The 15,517-nt window shown below is 67.5% G+C and carries 15 protein-coding genes and 1 pseudogene; 10 read left to right on the forward strand and 6 right to left on the reverse strand.

Features of this window, described 5'->3' with window-relative positions; genetic code table 11:
* Window positions 1–5: 5 nt before the first annotated feature.
* From NDI79_RS16490 to NDI79_RS16510, 5 genes are all read left to right on the forward strand, one after another.
* Window positions 6–1,022, forward strand: a complete 1,017-nt coding sequence (locus tag NDI79_RS16490) for an aldo/keto reductase (RefSeq protein ID WP_310929716.1) — start codon at window positions 6–8, stop codon at window positions 1,020–1,022.
* Between the two features lie 144 nt (window positions 1,023–1,166).
* On the forward strand, window positions 1,167–1,967 hold the full coding sequence (locus tag NDI79_RS16495) for an aldo/keto reductase (RefSeq protein WP_310929717.1): 801 nt from the start codon (window positions 1,167–1,169) through the stop codon (window positions 1,965–1,967).
* A gap of 108 nt (window positions 1,968–2,075) precedes the next feature.
* Window positions 2,076–2,636, forward strand: a complete 561-nt coding sequence (locus tag NDI79_RS16500; RefSeq protein ID WP_310929718.1) for a type 1 glutamine amidotransferase domain-containing protein — start codon at window positions 2,076–2,078, stop codon at window positions 2,634–2,636.
* 263 nt (window positions 2,637–2,899) lie between these two features.
* The gene (locus tag NDI79_RS16505; protein ID WP_310929719.1) at window positions 2,900–3,670 is read left to right on the forward strand and encodes a hypothetical protein; all 771 of its coding nucleotides are present in this window, start codon (window positions 2,900–2,902) and stop codon (window positions 3,668–3,670) included.
* Between the two features lie 98 nt (window positions 3,671–3,768).
* Window positions 3,769–4,653: a hypothetical protein gene (locus NDI79_RS16510; protein ID WP_310929720.1), complete on the forward strand. Its 885-nt coding sequence runs from the start codon at window positions 3,769–3,771 to the stop codon at window positions 4,651–4,653.
* A 51-nt stretch (window positions 4,654–4,704) separates the two neighbouring features.
* Here the strand turns inward: NDI79_RS16510 and NDI79_RS16515 are convergent, their stop codons facing one another.
* Complete coding sequence (locus NDI79_RS16515) at window positions 4,705–5,418, reverse strand: helix-turn-helix domain-containing protein (protein WP_310929721.1); 714 nt, start codon at window positions 5,416–5,418, stop codon at window positions 4,705–4,707.
* 188 nt (window positions 5,419–5,606) lie between these two features.
* On the opposite strand from NDI79_RS16515, the gene NDI79_RS16520 reads away from it, so the two are divergent.
* Both NDI79_RS16520 and NDI79_RS16525 read left to right on the forward strand, forming a co-directional pair.
* A complete protein-coding gene (locus tag NDI79_RS16520; protein ID WP_310929722.1) occupies window positions 5,607–6,095 on the forward strand; it encodes a hypothetical protein in 489 nt (162 codons plus the stop codon).
* 135 nt (window positions 6,096–6,230) lie between these two features.
* Window positions 6,231–6,590: a DUF7837 family putative zinc-binding protein gene (locus NDI79_RS16525; protein ID WP_310929723.1), complete on the forward strand. Its 360-nt coding sequence runs from the start codon at window positions 6,231–6,233 to the stop codon at window positions 6,588–6,590.
* 75 nt (window positions 6,591–6,665) lie between these two features.
* On the opposite strand, the gene NDI79_RS16530 is transcribed toward NDI79_RS16525, so the two are convergent.
* The 5 genes from NDI79_RS16530 to lpdA form a co-directional block, all read right to left on the reverse strand.
* Complete coding sequence (locus NDI79_RS16530; RefSeq protein WP_310929725.1) at window positions 6,666–6,947, reverse strand: DUF6684 family protein; 282 nt, start codon at window positions 6,945–6,947, stop codon at window positions 6,666–6,668.
* Window positions 6,948–7,038: 91 nt separating this feature from the next.
* On the reverse strand, window positions 7,039–7,932 hold the full coding sequence (locus NDI79_RS16535) for a sulfurtransferase (protein ID WP_310929727.1): 894 nt from the start codon (window positions 7,930–7,932) through the stop codon (window positions 7,039–7,041).
* A 150-nt stretch (window positions 7,933–8,082) separates the two neighbouring features.
* Entirely contained in the window at window positions 8,083–9,687 is a 1,605-nt protein-coding gene (locus NDI79_RS16540) for a dihydrolipoamide acetyltransferase family protein (RefSeq protein WP_310929728.1), read from the reverse strand.
* Between the two features lie 87 nt (window positions 9,688–9,774).
* Entirely contained in the window at window positions 9,775–11,988 is a 2,214-nt protein-coding gene (locus NDI79_RS23635) for a thiamine pyrophosphate-dependent enzyme (RefSeq protein ID WP_425499620.1), read from the reverse strand.
* A 93-nt stretch (window positions 11,989–12,081) separates the two neighbouring features.
* Window positions 12,082–13,497: a dihydrolipoyl dehydrogenase gene (gene lpdA, locus NDI79_RS16555; protein WP_310929729.1), complete on the reverse strand. Its 1,416-nt coding sequence runs from the start codon at window positions 13,495–13,497 to the stop codon at window positions 12,082–12,084.
* A gap of 433 nt (window positions 13,498–13,930) precedes the next feature.
* Here lpdA and NDI79_RS16560 point away from each other — a divergent pair, with 433 nt between their 5' ends.
* The 3 genes and pseudogenes from NDI79_RS16560 to NDI79_RS16570 all read left to right on the forward strand — a co-directional run.
* Window positions 13,931–14,323, forward strand: a complete 393-nt coding sequence (locus NDI79_RS16560) for a TFIIB-type zinc ribbon-containing protein (protein ID WP_310929730.1) — start codon at window positions 13,931–13,933, stop codon at window positions 14,321–14,323.
* 4 nt (window positions 14,324–14,327) lie between these two features.
* Complete coding sequence (locus tag NDI79_RS16565) at window positions 14,328–15,116, forward strand: GNAT family N-acetyltransferase (RefSeq protein ID WP_310929731.1); 789 nt, start codon at window positions 14,328–14,330, stop codon at window positions 15,114–15,116.
* Window positions 15,117–15,225: 109 nt separating this feature from the next.
* Window positions 15,226–15,517 (forward strand): annotated as a pseudogene (locus tag NDI79_RS16570) (NADP-dependent malic enzyme); the annotation flags it as partial.

Here is a 15,517-nt window from a genome sequence, read left to right on the forward strand (position 1 = left end):
CCGATATGAGCGACACGACAGACGTCGACCTGGATTACGTTCGACTCGGTGAGACGGGTATCCACACCAGCGAACTCCAGTTCGGCACGTGGCGGTTCGGCAAGGAGACCGAGCAGGGGAACGTCGAAATCGGCGAGGAGCGCGCCCACGAACTCTTAGACGCCTACGAGGCGGCCGGCGGTCGCTACATCGACACCGCCGACGTGTACGGCGGCGGCGCGAGCGAGCGCTGGATCGGCGAGTGGCTGAACGACGGCGACCGCGACCGAGAGCGATACACCATCGCCTCGAAGATTTACTGGCAGATTCGAGAGGGAGACCCGAACAGTCGCGGCACGAATCGTAAGAACGTCCGCCACCGCATCGATGCGCTGCTCGACCGCCTCGACACCGACTACGTCGACGTGCTCTACATCCACCGCTGGGACGACCTGACCCCCGCGCGCGAGATGATGAAGACGCTGAACGGACTCGTCGACGACGGGAAGGTCCACTACCTCGGCGCGTCGACCCACCGGCCGAACGCGTGGAAGGTGGCAAAAGCTAACGAGATCGCCCGCGAGAACGGGTGGGAGCCGTTCACCGTCTCCCAGCCGCGGTACAACCTCGTCGACCGCGAGATAGAGGGCGACTACTTGGATATGACTCGGTCGTACGGGATGGCGGTCTGTCCGTGGAGCCCGCTGGGACAGGGCTTTCTCACCGGCAAGTACTCGCGGGAGGACGGACTCACCGGCGAGTCCCGCGCCGCGGAGTCGGGCGGATTCGAGGACGCCTACCTCACGGAGGAAAACTTCGACGTGCACGACGAACTCGAAGCCGTCGCCGACGAGGTGGAAGCGACGCCCGCACAGACCGCTCTCGCGTGGCTGATGCACCGCGACGGCGTCACGGCGCCCATCGTCGGGGCGCGAACCGTCGAACAACTCGAAGAGAACCTCGCGGCGGCGGCGGTGACGCTCTCCGAGGAGCAAGTCGACCGACTGACCGAGGCGAAGGGCGGGCCGTACGCCGGTCTGTAGGCGGCCGTCGTCCGTCTCCACGACGAGCGTGTTCTCCATGCCGAACTCGGCGCTCCGAGGGACGCTCGGGAGCCGATTGGCGCGCATTCAGTTCCCATCCTCACGGTCGTCACGACTTTGTCCGGCGCGCGGGTAGACGGGAGCGTGTTCGACGACGACACGCGACTCGGACTCGGGACGTACAGCCTGAAGGGCGACGACGGGGCCGACACCATTGAGGCCGCCATCGACGCCGGCTATCGGCACCTCGACACCGCCCGCCTCTACGAGAACGAGGAGACGGTCGGCGAGGCCATCGACGCCGCGGACGTCGACCGCGAGGACCTGTTCGTCGCGACCAAGGTGGCGCACTTCGAGGAACCGGAGAAGACCGAGGAGTACGTGCGGACCGCGGTCGAGGAGAGCTTCGAGCGACTCGGACTCGACCGCATCGACCTGCTGTACCACCACTGGCCGAAGGGCCAGGACGACGTCGAGACGGTGCTGCCCGTCCTCGAAGAGTTCGCCGACTCGGGCCGCGTCTCGAACCTCGGCGTGAGCAACTACACCATCGACGACGTGTCCTTAGCCCGCGACCTCGTGGACGTCCCCATCGAGGCCAACCAGGTGGAGATGCATCCGCTGCTGCCCCAAGAGGAGATGCGCGAGTACCTCTACGGGAGCGACACCGACCTCGTCGCGTATTCGCCGCTGGCGCAGGGGGAAGTGTTCGAGGAGGACGCCATCGTGGAGATAGCCGAGAAACACGGCGTCTCGGCGCCGGCCGTGAGCCTCGCGTGGGTGCTCGAGAAAGGCGCGACCGCCATCCCGCGGACGAGTTCCGTCGACCACCTCCGGGACAACCTCTCCGCTCGGACCCTCGAACTGGACGACGAGGACGAGAAACGCATCGACGCTATCACCCGCCGGCACCGGTGCGAAGACCCCTCCTGGATGTCCTGGTAGGCTCCCGTAGCCGCCGGCCAAATCTCCCGTCGCACTACCGCGCTTTTGATCTCGTACGACGGTTCCGCCCAAATTCTTATCAGCTCAACGACCCTCGAATTAATCCGCATGAGCGACTCCAGTCAGCAACTCGAGGACGTATCGGTCGCTATCTTCGTCGCGTCTGCGGGTTCCGAGGAAGTGGAGTTCACGGAGCCCAGAGAGGCCATCACCGACGCCGGCGCAGACGTCACGGTCGTCGGACCCGAAACCGGCGACGCGGAACTCGTCAACAACGACCTCGAAGAGGGCCAAACCGTCGAAATCGAGGAGGCGTTCGAAGACGTCTCGGCCGACGACTTCGACGCGCTGGTCATCCCGGGCGGCACCGTCGGCGCGGACCGAATCCGTCTGGAAGACGAGGCGACGACGTTCATCGAGGAGCACGTCGCGGACGACAAACCGGTCGGCGTCATCTGTCACGGTCCGTGGACGCTGGTCGAGGCGGGCGTCGTCGACGGCCTGACGCTCACCTCCTTCCCCAGCCTCCGGACCGACATCCGCAACGCCGGCGGCGAGTGGGTCGACGAGGAAGTCGTCACCGACCAGCGCGTCGTGACGAGTCGCAAGCCCGACGACCTCTCGGCGTTCTGCGAAACTATCGTCGAGGAGTTCGCCGACGCCGCGTAACGGCGCTACCGCCGAACCGACTCCCGTCTTTGCGACGTGTCTTCCCTTTCTCGCGAATCGACCGCTCGTTCCGGGTCTGATCGACCGTAGCCGACCGAGGGTTTCCGACGGAGAGTATCGCTTCCAAATAACATACGAATACAGACAGTTCCGCGTCCGATACAGCTCTCCTTGAGACTCCAGCGTGTCAAACTTACGTCTACTGCGATTATTCTCGCGGGTTGTGAAAAAGCGATAAGTGTAATGTCATAGACTATTTCCCCATGATGTCAGAAGAGAACGAGGATACACGGAGGGGAATTCTCCGGAGTGTCGTCACGAGCGGGATGGTACTGATGGGCGTCGCGGGAGCGAGTTTTCCGGCGAGCGCCGGGACGAAGACGGACCAACAGACGACGCCGGAGGGCGACGGCGAACCCGAGTTCCGCTGTTCCTACGTCGATTTGAGCGCCGTTTCGAGCGGGTCAGACGCGCTGGTCGCTTTCACCGACGGAACGTTCGTCAACGCCACCGACGGTTTTCCGACTACGCTCGGATCCGAGGGCCGCGTCGTCGACTTCGTCGAAATCGACGGGACGAGATACGAGAACCCGAATACGGACTGTGATGTCGGGTCGAAGGCGGTCACGTTCACGCGCCGGTCGGTGACCGTGCGGCGCAGGGAGTTCGTGCGCGACTGGGGGAACGAACCCCCGGAGGGCCTGTTCGACGTCGTCTTGTACTTCGCCGACGGGACCCGGGAGCGACGCGAGCAACCGAGCGACGCCACCGACACGTTCCGCGGCACCGGAACGAACGGGGGCAAGACGCTCGTCGCGTTCCGGTTGAACCACGCGGCGTTCCGCACCACCCACTTCTGGCCGAATCCCCGCATCGAGGACCCGACGGACGTCGACCTCGACGGCCTGATCAACGCGGAGGAGGAACTCCGGCGGACGGATCCGACCGACACCGACACGGACGACGACGGCTGGTCGGACCTCTCGGAACTGAACCGGGGGTACGACCCGCTCGACCCCGATTCGACGCCGTAACTCGGCAGGCGTCCGGACGTGCACGTGAGAGGTCCGGCGCGGTCGAGTCCCGTCGCGCGGCGCGAACGTTTAGGCCCGTCCCTCACGTACGTTCCGCCGTGACGAGCGAACTCGACGCCGCCGACCGCGCGGTCCTCGTAGCGCTCAGGAACGACGGCCCGGTCGCCCCGTCCGAGGTGCGAGCCGCGGTGCGCGACGGCGTCTCGACCGAGGCGGTCGAAGAACGACTCTCGCGTCTCGCGGAGGGCGGCCTCGTCGAGACGGACGGCGACGGCTACGAACTCACGCCGAGCGGTCGACGGCTGCTCCGGGCGGAGAGCGACGACGGGGCCTCGCGTCCGGACGTCCCTGCGACGGTCGAACAGGCCATCGAAGGGGCCGACCACCGTCCCGACGTCGAGGACGCCCTCGCGCGCGCCGCCGTCTTCCTCCGTAACTGGGGGTCGGCGACGGCCGACGAGATAGTCGACGCCGTGTACAGCGAGGTCGACGCGGAGTACGACGACGGCGGGCGGTGGTGGGACGAACTCGTGCGCGACCCGTTCGGTTCCCTCCCCGGCGTCGTCCCGCCGTCGAGCGAGGGCGGGGAGTGGCGGTACGACGAGAGTCGGGTGCCGTCGACCGCCTCCGACGCCGACGAGGCGTCGAACGAGAACTGCGACGGGAGTGACGGGCGGCAGGTCCTCGGCGGCGACGACGACCGGTTCGGGAGCGCGAAGCACGCCCTCGAACGCGAGGCGACGGACGGCGCCGAGGAGACGGCGTTCGCGGCGGCGTTCGAGGCGTTGGTCGACGCCGACGGCGCGACCGCGGCCGAACTCGCGGAGCGCGCGGCGGCGGAGACGGAGGCGGGTTCGAGCGTCGACCCCGACCGATTGGTCGACGCGCTGGAGTCGGTTCCGGGCGTCCGACGCGAGGGCGAGCGGTTGCGGTACGACCGCGGCGAGCGGTACTCGAACGACGAGGAATCGACCGGCGAGTAAGCGACTCTCCGACGCGCCCGCGGAAGCGAACGACACTCTCGACGTATGCACTCAGAGCGCGCCGTCCGTCGGCGCCGCGTTCAGGAGCGTCTCGGTGACGAGACTCTCAGTCGCCCGCCGGAGCCGTTCGGAGTACGCCTGGTGGGAGACGCCCGCCTCCTCGGCCAAGTCGTCGAGTCTCGTCGCCCGCGGTACCTCGTAATACCCCCGCTCGCACGCCGTCCGAAGCGAGTTGTACTGGACGTTCGTCAGTCCGTAGCGGCCCGACGTACCGCCGTCCACTCGCTTTATGCTCCGGAGTTCCACCGGCACGTCGCACTCCTCGCACAGCGAGAGGGTCCGTCCGAGCGCGTTACGCGACCGAACCAGCAGTCGGACCGTCCACCGCCACGCGTTCGCGTCGAGTCCGAGCACCGTCGCCCCACGGGCGGTGAGCAGTCTGATCGCGGGTCCGACGCGTCCGCTCCAGGAGACTCGGTACAACCGCTCGCTGCCGCGGTCCACGAGGAGCGTCACGCCGTCAGTCGTCGGGTCGGCCCGGAGCGCCGCATCTACCTCGGCGGGGTGAGCGGTTCGAACCCGGAGGAGCGGCATCACCGAGCCGCCGCATTCGATGGTCGGCTCACACCGAAACACGGCCTCGGAAACGCGCGCGAACGTCTCCGAGAGCGCGAACGACTCCGCGGGAACCGTCGCCGCGGCGACGACGGAACGCGATTCGGACGAGTCCGGTGTCGTCCCGGGGTCGGAGGGGGTACTGGGCATTGCAAGTCGTGCTAGTCCGGTGGCCGACCGCGCATAGCCGGTCTGCTTTCTATACGAGGGCGTTTATGCGGGCCGGCCTCGACTCGGAGCGCCGTCGTAACTCGCCGACTGACGGCCTCTCGTCGCAGATTCGTGCTTCGAAGGGCCGCCACGCTTATCGACGCGGCCCCACTCCCGACGAAGTACGCATGGCACTCTCACGGTCGACGCGTCCGGACGGCGGGGGCGAATCGGACGGCACATCGGCGCTGACGACCGGTGTCGTCGCGGGGTTCGTAGCGACTGTAGTGATGACGGCCTTCCGCGAACCGACCGCTCGGTCGCTCCCTCCGACGTCGGACTTCCTGAGTCGGTGGTTCGGCGGCGACCCCGGGGACTACCCCGTTTCGTCGATACTGCTGCACCTCGCCTACGGCGTCGGCGGCGGGATAGCCTTCGGACTCGGCTGGACCCGCCGCGAAGCGCGGACCGACGAACCGGAGACTCGCGGGTTGATCCTCGGGTCGCTGTACGGCATCGCGCTCTCCCTGTTCGGCGAACACGTCGTCCTGAAGTACCTCGTGGCGATGGAACTGGAGACGGACGAGTCGGCCGTGTTCCACGCGGGACACCTGATGTACGGTCTCACCGTCGGCGTCTGGTTCGGGTCGCGCGAACGCGGCGACGGGAGCGACTGAGGCCCTATTAAGCTGGTTGCGTATCCGGCCTGAACGCCTTTAACTGCCGCTCCCGGACGGACGAGTATGAACAGTCGTGCCCCGGTTCGCCTCCGGCGGGAGAACTCGCGGAGAACGACGGGTCGGTGCTGACCGATGCGCCCCGACGCGTCGTCGGACGGCGTCTGCCCGAACTGCCGAGCGTCGCTGTCCGCCTCCAACGCGGTGGTGCGGTTCGAGTCCGAGGACGGGGACCTCACCTTAGTCGAGTGCCCCGCCTGCGGAGCGGTCGTCGACCCGGCGCCGCCCGACTCCGCGGACGACGGCATCCGGGTCTCCCGCGGACGCTCCGTGCGCGCGCCCTGTGCGACCTGCGGCGCGCCGGTCACGCTCGTCGTCCCCGAGCACTCGGTGGTGACCGACCGGCACCCCGACGGCGTCGTCAGCGCGCGCTGTGACCGCTGCGCCGGCATGACTACCGTCGGATTCAGACGGAGAGACCCCGGAGACGGCTGACCAGAGGGAGAAGAGAGGCGGACGGGGTGAGAGACGAGAACGAAGGGCGGCGAAGGGGGGCGCCGACTACCGACGCTACAGTTTGTCGGACTCGGGCACCGCCTCGTTGTCTCCCGACTCGTCCCCGCTGGCGGAGATGACCCTCGCAGAGACGATGGTCAGCAGTCCGAGGAACACGAACGGGATGAGCGTGAGGGCGTGCGTGAGGTTCATCGCGAACGGGTCGTAGGGGTACGGGTTGAACACGAGATTCACGCCGACGAAGAAGAGGAGGATGCCCATCGGCACGAGGTTGACCGTGATGTCGAGGAGCGTCTCGTAGTCGAACCCGGCGACGGACCTGAGCGACGGACTCATGTCAGAGAGAACCGCTCCGACGTAGATAGTACTGTTGCCCGAAGCGGCGTTCGGAGCGCCGACTGGGTCGGAGCGCCGGGTGCTCTACTCGTTACCCTTTGCTCGCGCGCGACGCCGGGTCGTCCGTCTCGACTTCGATGGGCGAGCGGATGAGGTTGCCCCACTCGGTCCACGACCCGTCGTAGTTGCGCACGTCCTCCCAGCCCAGCAGTTCGTGCAGGGAGAACCACGTGATGGACGAACGCTCGCCGATGCGGCAGTACGTCACGACCTGACTGTCGCCCTCGATGCCGTGTTCGGCGTACATCTCGCGGAGTTCCTCGGGGTCCTTGAACCGGCCGTCGTCAGCGAGGTTCTCGCTCCACGTGATGTTCTCCGCGCCGGGGATGTGGCCCGCGCGTTGGGCCGTCTCGGGGCTCCCCTCGGGCGCTATCTTCTCGCCGCGGTACTCCTCGCCGCTCCGCACGTCGACGAGGGGGACGTCGAGTTCGAGGGCGTCGTCGACGCCCTCGCGGTAGATGCGGAGGCCGTCGAACGGGCCGCTGGCGTCGTAGTTCTGCTCGGGGTAGTCGGGTTCCTCCTCGCTGGTCGGGAAGTCGTTGTCCATCCAGTAGGGTCGACCCCCGTCGAGCAGTTTCACGTCGTCGTGGCCGTAGTACTTGAACTGCCAGTAGGTGTAGGCGGCCCACTGGTTCGACTCGTCGCCGTACAGGACGACGGTGGTGTCCTCCGTGATTCCGGCCTCGCCCATTATCTCCGCGAACTCCTCCTTGTGGAGGATGTCGCGCTGGACGGAGTCCTGGAGGTGCGACCCCCAGCGGAAGCCGACGGCGTTGGGGATGTGCGACTCCGCGTAGGACTCGTCGTAGTCGATGTCGGCCTCCACGAGGCGGTAGTCGGGGTCGTCGCTCCCGAACTCCTCGAGGTGGTCTTCGACCCACTCCGGCGAGACGATGGCGTCGCTATCGTGCGCGGTGGAACTCATGCGCTAGCGAGGTCGGTCCGCCACGCACGTCAATCATTGGGCCGCCGTCCGGGAGTCCTTAGAGCGAGCGAGCGTTCGCGTCGCACGGCCGGCGCCAGCGCCGACGACGACGGCGAAGAACGGAGAAACGAGCGAGCGCGATTCGACCGCCTACAGGCGGCCGAGGAGCACGTCGGTGTCCTCGACACCTTCGATGACGTACTCCATGAACTCGTTGGCCTTCACGCCGTCCACGAGGCGGTGGTCGTAGGTGAGGTAGAAGTCCACCTGCGGGCGCACTTCCACCTCGTCGTCGGCCGTGGCGACCGGTTCCTTTCGGATTCGGCCGATACCCATGATGGCCGCTTCGGGGTGGTTGATGACGGGCGTGCCGAACGTCCGGTGTTCGCCGCGCGTGGCGAGGTTGGTGACGGTGAACGTGCCGCCCCGCATCTCCTCGCCGCCGATGGACCGGTCGCGGGCCTTCTCGGCCAACTCGTTCATCTCGCGGGCCACCTCGACGATGGACTTCCGGTCGATGTCCTCGATGACGGGGACCATCAGACCGTCCTCGGTGTCGACGGCGAAGCCGACGTTGTAGTAGTGCTTCTCGACGATTTCGCCCGTCGTATCGTCGACGCTGGCGTTCACTATCGGGAACTCCTTCAGCGCGGGGGCGACGGCCTTCAGGAGGATGGGCGTGTACGTCACGTGCACGTCGTGCGCCTCGTCCAGTCGCTCCTTCAGTTCGATCAGTTCCGTCGCGTCGGCCTGGAACCCGGAGGTCAACTGCGGGACGATGGACGCCGACCGGGTCATGTTCTCGGCTATCTGTCCGCGTAGGCCCGACAGGTCGCGCCGCTCGGAGCGCTCCTCGTCCTCGTCGACCGGGACGGGTTCAATCTCGGTGGTCGGGTGGGAGATGGCGTCCGCCGCGCCGCCCGACGCCTCCGACTCGCCGCCGGACGCCTCGGGCGCCTCCGCGGCCTCCCCGTCGGCGCTCTCGCCGTCCGAGGAGAGGCGCGCCTCGATGTCCTCGCGGAGGACGCGGCCGTTCGGTCCCGACCCGTCGATGTCGGAGACGTCGACGCCCTCCTCGCGGGCGTACGCCCGCGTCCGCGGCGCGGCGAACACGCGACCCTCCTCGGTCGACGGCGACTGCGACTCCTCGCCCTCCGACTCGGCGTCGGCCTCCTGGTCGCTCTGGGCCTCGGCCTCGGACCGCTGGACGGCCTGTTCGCGGCCCTCGTCGTCCGCGTCTCTCGGTTCCTCGTCGCTTTCGTCGGCCTCTTCGGCGCTCTCCTCGTCGGATTCTGACTCCGCTTCGGCCTCGGCGTCCTCCGATTCGGACTCCTCAGCATCGTCCTCCGTCTCGGTTTCTTCGTCCTGTTCTTCGCCTTCCTCGTCGGATTCTCCCTCCTCCTCTTCCGCGTCGTCTTCGGCCTCTTCGTCCGCATCCGCTTCTTCGGGTTCCTCGTCAGCCTCCTCTTGGGCTTCCTCGGCCGCCTCCTCCTCGGCCGCACCGCTCGGCGGCGAGTCCGTCTCCATGACGACGAGGACGGACCCGACCTGCACGGTGTCGCCCGGTTCGGCTTTCAGTTCCTCGATGGTCCCGGGGCACGGCGAGGGAACGTCGGTGACGGCTTTGTCCGTCTCCACCTCGCAGAGCACGTCGTCCTCCGCGACGTCGTCGCCCGATTCGACGTGCCACTCGACGATTTCGGCCTCCGTCAACCCCTCGCCGGGGTCGGGGAGTTCGAACTCGTAGCGGGTCATCGCGCACCCCGCAGGGCGTCCGCGTCGTCCTCGTTCGGGTTCCGGACGGGCGATTCGTCTCGGTTCGCGGTCGGTCTCGTGTGGGTCTCAGAACTCATAGCTCATCACCGCCTCGATGGCGCTTTCGGCGCGCGCGGCGTCGGTCAGGTAGTCGTCCTCGATGTCGTTCGCGGGGAAGTGCACGTCGTACCCGGAGGCGCGCTTGACCGGCGCTTTCAGGCGGTCCAGCGCGTACTCGTTGAGCAGGGCCGACAGCTCCGAACCGAGACCGAGCGTCCGCCTGCTCTCCTGGACGACGACGCACCGACCCGTCTTCTTCACCGACTCCAGAATCGTCTCGACGTCCAGCGGGGAGAGCGTGACGAGGTCGACGACCTCGACGTCGGCGTCGACGCTCTCGGCGGCCTGTTTCGCCTCGGGGAGCATCGCTCCCCACGTCAGGACGGTCACATCCTCGCCCTCGCTGACGACGCGGGCCTCGTCGAGGGGGAGCGTGTACTCCTCCGTCGGCACCTCACCCTCCATACCGCGGTATATCTGCTTGGGTTCCATGAACACGACCGGGTCGTCACAGCGGATGCTCGACGCCAGGAGACCCTTCGTCTGGTACGGCGTCGACGGGCAGACGACGCGGACGCCCGGGGCGTGAATCTCGAACGTCTCGGTGGACTCCTGGTGGTACTCCAGCGCCTTGATGCCGCCGCCGTACGGCATCCGAATCGTCATCGGCATCGCCACCTCGCCGCCGGTCCGCTTGTACATCTTCGCGACGGCGTACATGAACTGGCCGAACGCGGGGTAGAAGAAGCCCATGAACTCGATTTCGGGAATCGGCCGGTCGTCGCGCATCGCCATCCCCGCGGCGGTGCCGATTATTCCGTTCTCCGAGAGGGGCGTGTCTATCACCCGCGACTCGCCGAATTCGTCGAGCAGTCCGTCCGTCGCGCGGAAGACGCCGCCCAGCGGTCCGATGTCGTACCCGAGGGCGCGCGTGTCGTCGTCGCGGTCCATCTCCTGGTGGAGCGTCCGGTTCACGGCCGTCACGATGTCCATCGTCTCGGCGTCGGCCTCCTCGGGGTCGAGGGGGGAGGCGTCCACGTCGAGCGACGGCCCCTCGTCGGCCCACTGGTCGGTGTCGAACTCCTCGCCGGTGAAGTCGGTGAACGGGTTCTCGCCGTCGCGTTCCCGCTGAAACTCGGTTCGCTGGTGGGCTTCGCGCCACGACGTGCCGTGGAGGTGGTGGTCGAACATCCGCATGGGGTCCGAGTCCGGCACGTCGCGGGCCGTCGCCACGGCGTCGTCCACCTCGTCGTCGACCTCCTCCCGAATCTCCTCGCGTTCGTCGTCGTCGAGGAGGCTCTCGCCGTCGAGGTACGAGAAGAACCGCTCGATGGGGTCGCGGTCGGCCCACTCCTCTTTCAGTTCCTCCTCCTCGCGGTAGAGGCTCGCGTTGTCGGAGGTGTTGTGGTTGCCCATCCGGTAGGTGACGCACTCGATGAGCGTCGCGCCGCCGCCCTCGCGGGCGCGTTCGACGGCCTCCTCGGCCGCCTCGTAGACGGCGAGTACGTCGTTGCCGTCGACGCGTTCGTGTGGGACGCCGTAGGCCTCCGCCTTCTTCGCGAACGTCTCCGCGCCGGTCTGCCGCTTCGACGGTTCGGAGATGGCCCACTGGTTGTTCTGGACGACGACGACGACGGGCGCGTCGAACACGCCCGCGAAGTTCATCCCGTCGTGGAACGACCCCTCGCTGGTCGACCCGTCGCCGATGAACGCCATCGAGACGTTGTCTCTGTCCCGGAACTTGTCGGTCATCGCCGACCCGGCGGCGTTCGTCACGTTGACGCCGACGGGCGTGTAGTCGGGCGAGAAGTTCACCGGCGACTCCCAGTCGCCGAGTCCCTCCGCGACCGTTTCGGGGGCTTGTCCCGTCACGCCGAGGATGATTTCGGCCATCGGTACGTCCCAGTGCAGAAGCGCGGCGTTCTGCCGGTAGGTGTAGAACACCCAGTCGTCCTCGCCGAGGGCCGCGGCGGCGCCGAGGGCCGTCGCCTCCTCGCCGAGCGACCGCGCGACGAGGCTGGCCTCCCCGCTCCGTTGCATGTTGAGCATCTTCTCTTCGAGTGTCCGCGTGGCCACCATCGTTCGGTAGAGGCCGAGGAGTTCGTCGTCCCCGAGGTCCGGTACCGCCGCGTCGTCGAGGAGTTCGCCGTCGTCGTCGAGCAGTTGGCGGAAGTCGCCCGGTTGGCCCGGTTCGGACCACGTCTCGGTCTCTTCTCCGGACCCGTCGTTCTCCTCAGACATGGCTACGCGTGCGCGGCCGTCGTCCGGCGGGTGGTTCGCTGGCGGTTCGCCGCGTTCGCGCCGTCTTCGTGGTTGCGTGCATGGTGGTGTCGGTCAGTCGTTCTGCGTGTGAATCGCGCGACCCGACGCGTTCGCGGCCGCCTCCTTCGCCGCCTCCGAGAGCGTCGGGTGGGTGTGGATGGTCGCGGAGACGTCGTCGAGCGTCGCCCCGAGTTCGAGGGCGAGGCCGAACTCGGCGATCAGTTCCGAGGCCTCCGGGGCGACTATCTGCGCGCCGAGGAGGTAGCCCTCGTCGTCGTCGGCGACGACGCGGACGAACCCCTCCTCCTCGTCCAAGGTGAGGGCGCGGCCGTTCGCGCGGAGGGGCATCTCGCCGACGACGGTGTCGTAGCCCGCCTCCTCGGCGTCGGACTCGGTCATGCCCACCGTCGCTATCTCGGGGTCGGTGAACACGACGGTCGGAACCGCCTGATAGTCGAGGGCGGCGGGTTCGCCGGCGATTACCTCCGCGACGACTTCGCCCTCGCGCATCCCCTTGTGAGCGACCATCGGTTCGCCGGCCGCGTCGCCGACGGCGAACACGTTGTCGAGGGTCGTCCGACCCTGTCCGTCCGTCTCCACGAACCCGTCCTCGTTCGTCTCGACGCCGATTTCTTCGAGGTTCGCCGTGTCAGTAACGGGTTCGCGCCCGACGACGACGAGGACGCGGTCGGCGTCGTACTCGCTCTCCTCGCCGTCCTCGGTGACCGTCGTCACCCGGACGCCGTCGTCCGCCTCGGTCCACTCGTCGGCCTGTTCGCCGAAGCGGAAGTCGACGCCGAGGTCCGCCGCCCGTTCGCGGACGAGTTCGCTCGCCGCCTCGCCGTAGCCGGGAAGCACCTCGTCCAGCATCTCGACGACGGTGACGTCGGTGCCGACTTTCGCGTAGACGCCCGCCAGTTCCATCCCGATGTAGCCGCCGCCGACGACGAGGAGCGAATCGGGCGCCTCGTCGAGGGCGAGCGCTCCTCGGGAATCGAGAATCGGGTCGTCCTCGAACGCGAACCCGGGCAGTTCGACGGGGCGACTCCCCGTCGCCACGACGGCGTCCTCGAACGACAGTTCCGCTTCGCCGTCGTCCGTGCGGACGGTCGCCGTCGTCTCGTCGACGAACTCGGCGACGCCCTCGACGACGGTGGCGCCCGCCGCCTCGCAGAGTTGCTCGACGCCGCCGGTGAGTCTGTCGACGACGTCGTCCTTCCACTCGACGGTCTCTTCGAGGTGCACCTCCGGGTCGGCGCGGACGCCGCGGTTCTCGGCCCCGGCGGCGTCGTGTGCGGTGTCCGCGGCGGAGATGAGCGCCTTCGAGGGGATACAGCCGTAGTTGAGACAGGTCCCGCCGACGGCCTCCTTCTCGACGAGGGTCACGTCGAGTCCGAGTTGGCCGGCGCGGATGGCGGCGACGTACCCGCCCGGACCGGCGCCGACGACGAGCAGTTCCGTTTCGTTCGGTATCTGTTGGTCGGACATAGTGTGAATCGACTTCGGTCGGTCGTCGAACGCTACTTCTGCGGGGCGAGGGCGGCGCTCTCGGTCCTCGGGGTGTGGGCGCGCCGGCCGACGCCGCCGCGGGTCGGCCGGGACCCGTTCTGAGACGCTCGCCTGTGGTGGGTTACTCACTCACAGTGATGATAAAGAAATGGGCCGGAGAGGAGAATGACCAGTCTAAGTATGTTTTCTCGGCGTCGACGCCGCCGGCCGAACTCGGGCGACGACTGGACGGCCTCACCGACTACATCGGGGATTCGACCGCTATCCCCGCCGTTCGCGGGGTCGTTCGACACACCCCGACCCGTCGAGTCGTCGGTTCTCGTCGCTCGGAGGCCGCTCGCGGACCGCTATCTGACATCTCTCGGTGATGTCGGCCGCCAGAGTGAACCGTTGCCTCTCCGAAGCGTCGCGTATGACAGAAGGCACGAGTACGGCGGAAGACGCGGCTCGGATCGACCCCGGGAAGGTCGTCTACGACCACGAGGGGAACGAACTCGGCGTGGTGGCCGATATGACGAGCCAGGGGTTCGAGGTCTCGATCGTCGAAGACATCGAGTCGGTCGACGAAGACGGCTACGCCGAGGGGATGGACCACCGGGACGTCGAGGGGGAGCAGTCCGCGAAGACGAACGAGGCCGACATCCACGGCTCCGAACAGGAGGAGAATCCCGGTCAGGAGTTCGGCGAGGGGTACATCATGTGGCGCTGTGAGAACTGCGGTGAAGTGGGCGAACTCGAAGACGGTCTGCCGTCGGAGTGTCCGGACTGTGGCTCCGAGGAAGTTCACAAGCAGCGTGAGGACTAAACAGATGACGGAACACACCCTCCGCGAGTACGAGTCCGGCGACGAGGACCGCGTCCGCGAACTCGTCGAGAGTTCGATGACCACCTCCTACGCGCTGAGTCCTCGAGAGATAGACGCGATACTGGAGTCGGCGTACCTCGACGAGACGCTGTTGCACCCGCGCGAAGACGCCTACGTGGTCGTCGCCGAAACCGACGGAACGGTCGTCGGGGCCGCGAGCGCGACGTTCGGCGACGACGAGACCGCCGTGCAGTGGATCCACGTCGACCCCGAGCGACGCGGCGCGGGCGTCGGCACGGCGCTGTTCGAGCGCATCAGCGAGGAGTTCGACGAGCGCGGCGTCGAGGCGAAGCGGGCCATCACGCTCTCGGCCAACACGAACGCGGGCGCGTTCTTCGAGCGGTTCGGCTACGGGAAGGTCGACGAGCGACAGCGCGAAATCGGCGACGAGGACCTCGTGGAGTACGTCTTCGAGGAGGGCGCCGAGACCGAGGAGAGCGACGCGGACCAGGCGTCCGCCGGGAACGAGTCCGTCCCCGACTACCCCGACAGCGTCGCCGGGGAGGACGGGGAAGAACTCTATCTCGGCGAGGGCGACGACGACATAGTGCCCGCCTCCGAGGGCTACTTCGTCGCGACCTACACCGAGTCCGACCGCTCCGAGCGGTACGGCTACTACTGTCTGAACTGCGAGTCGCCGGACGTCTCCATGGACAGCATGGAGACGATACGGTGCAACGAGTGCGGCAACACGCGCAACCCCGACGAGGAGTACGACGGCTCCTACCTGTAGTCCGAACGGAATCGCTCGGACGGCCCCTTCGCGGGCCCGGGACGGACGTGACCCTCTCCCCGCCCGCCGGTCAGCTATCTTTATGCGGTGCGGGTGACGGTATCCGTCTATGTCACTTGACGACGACGCACGGGAGTACCACCGCGAAGAGCCGCCGGGCAAGATAGAGATTTCGACCACGAAGTCGACGAGCACGCAGCGAGACCTCTCGTTGGCCTACTCGCCGGGCGTGGCGGCGCCGTGCCGCGACATCGCCGACGACCCCGAGTACGCGTACGAGTACACGGCGAAAGGGAACCTCGTTGGCGTCGTCTCGGACGGGTCGGCGGTTCTCGGACTGGGCGACATCGGCGCGCAGGCGTCGAAGCCGGTGATGGAGGGCAAGGGCGTGCTGTTCAAGC

The organism is Halogeometricum sp. S3BR5-2 (assembly GCF_031624635.1).
Taxonomy (GTDB): Archaea; Halobacteriota; Halobacteria; order Halobacteriales; family Haloferacaceae; genus Halogeometricum; species Halogeometricum luteum.

What these genes read in the sequence shown, in the direction of transcription:
- NDI79_RS16490 (WP_310929716.1), top strand. Translation starts at nt 6, where the DNA reads ATGAGCGACACGACAGACGTCGACCTGGATTACGTTCGACTCGGTGAG.
- NDI79_RS16500 (WP_310929718.1), top strand. Translation starts at nt 2,076, where the DNA reads ATGAGCGACTCCAGTCAGCAACTCGAGGACGTATCGGTCGCTATCTTC.
- NDI79_RS16505 (WP_310929719.1), top strand. Translation starts at nt 2,900, where the DNA reads ATGATGTCAGAAGAGAACGAGGATACACGGAGGGGAATTCTCCGGAGT.
- NDI79_RS16515 (WP_310929721.1), bottom strand. Translation starts at nt 5,418, where the DNA reads ATGCCCAGTACCCCCTCCGACCCCGGGACGACACCGGACTCGTCCGAA.
- NDI79_RS16520 (WP_310929722.1), top strand. Translation starts at nt 5,607, where the DNA reads ATGGCACTCTCACGGTCGACGCGTCCGGACGGCGGGGGCGAATCGGAC.
- NDI79_RS16525 (WP_310929723.1), top strand. Translation starts at nt 6,231, where the DNA reads ATGCGCCCCGACGCGTCGTCGGACGGCGTCTGCCCGAACTGCCGAGCG.
- NDI79_RS16530 (WP_310929725.1), bottom strand. Translation starts at nt 6,947, where the DNA reads ATGAGTCCGTCGCTCAGGTCCGTCGCCGGGTTCGACTACGAGACGCTC.
- NDI79_RS16535 (WP_310929727.1), bottom strand. Translation starts at nt 7,932, where the DNA reads ATGAGTTCCACCGCGCACGATAGCGACGCCATCGTCTCGCCGGAGTGG.
- NDI79_RS16540 (WP_310929728.1), bottom strand. Translation starts at nt 9,687, where the DNA reads ATGACCCGCTACGAGTTCGAACTCCCCGACCCCGGCGAGGGGTTGACG.
- NDI79_RS23635 (WP_425499620.1), bottom strand. Translation starts at nt 11,988, where the DNA reads ATGTCTGAGGAGAACGACGGGTCCGGAGAAGAGACCGAGACGTGGTCC.
- lpdA (WP_310929729.1), bottom strand. Translation starts at nt 13,497, where the DNA reads ATGTCCGACCAACAGATACCGAACGAAACGGAACTGCTCGTCGTCGGC.
- NDI79_RS16560 (WP_310929730.1), top strand. Translation starts at nt 13,931, where the DNA reads ATGACAGAAGGCACGAGTACGGCGGAAGACGCGGCTCGGATCGACCCC.
- NDI79_RS16565 (WP_310929731.1), top strand. Translation starts at nt 14,328, where the DNA reads ATGACGGAACACACCCTCCGCGAGTACGAGTCCGGCGACGAGGACCGC.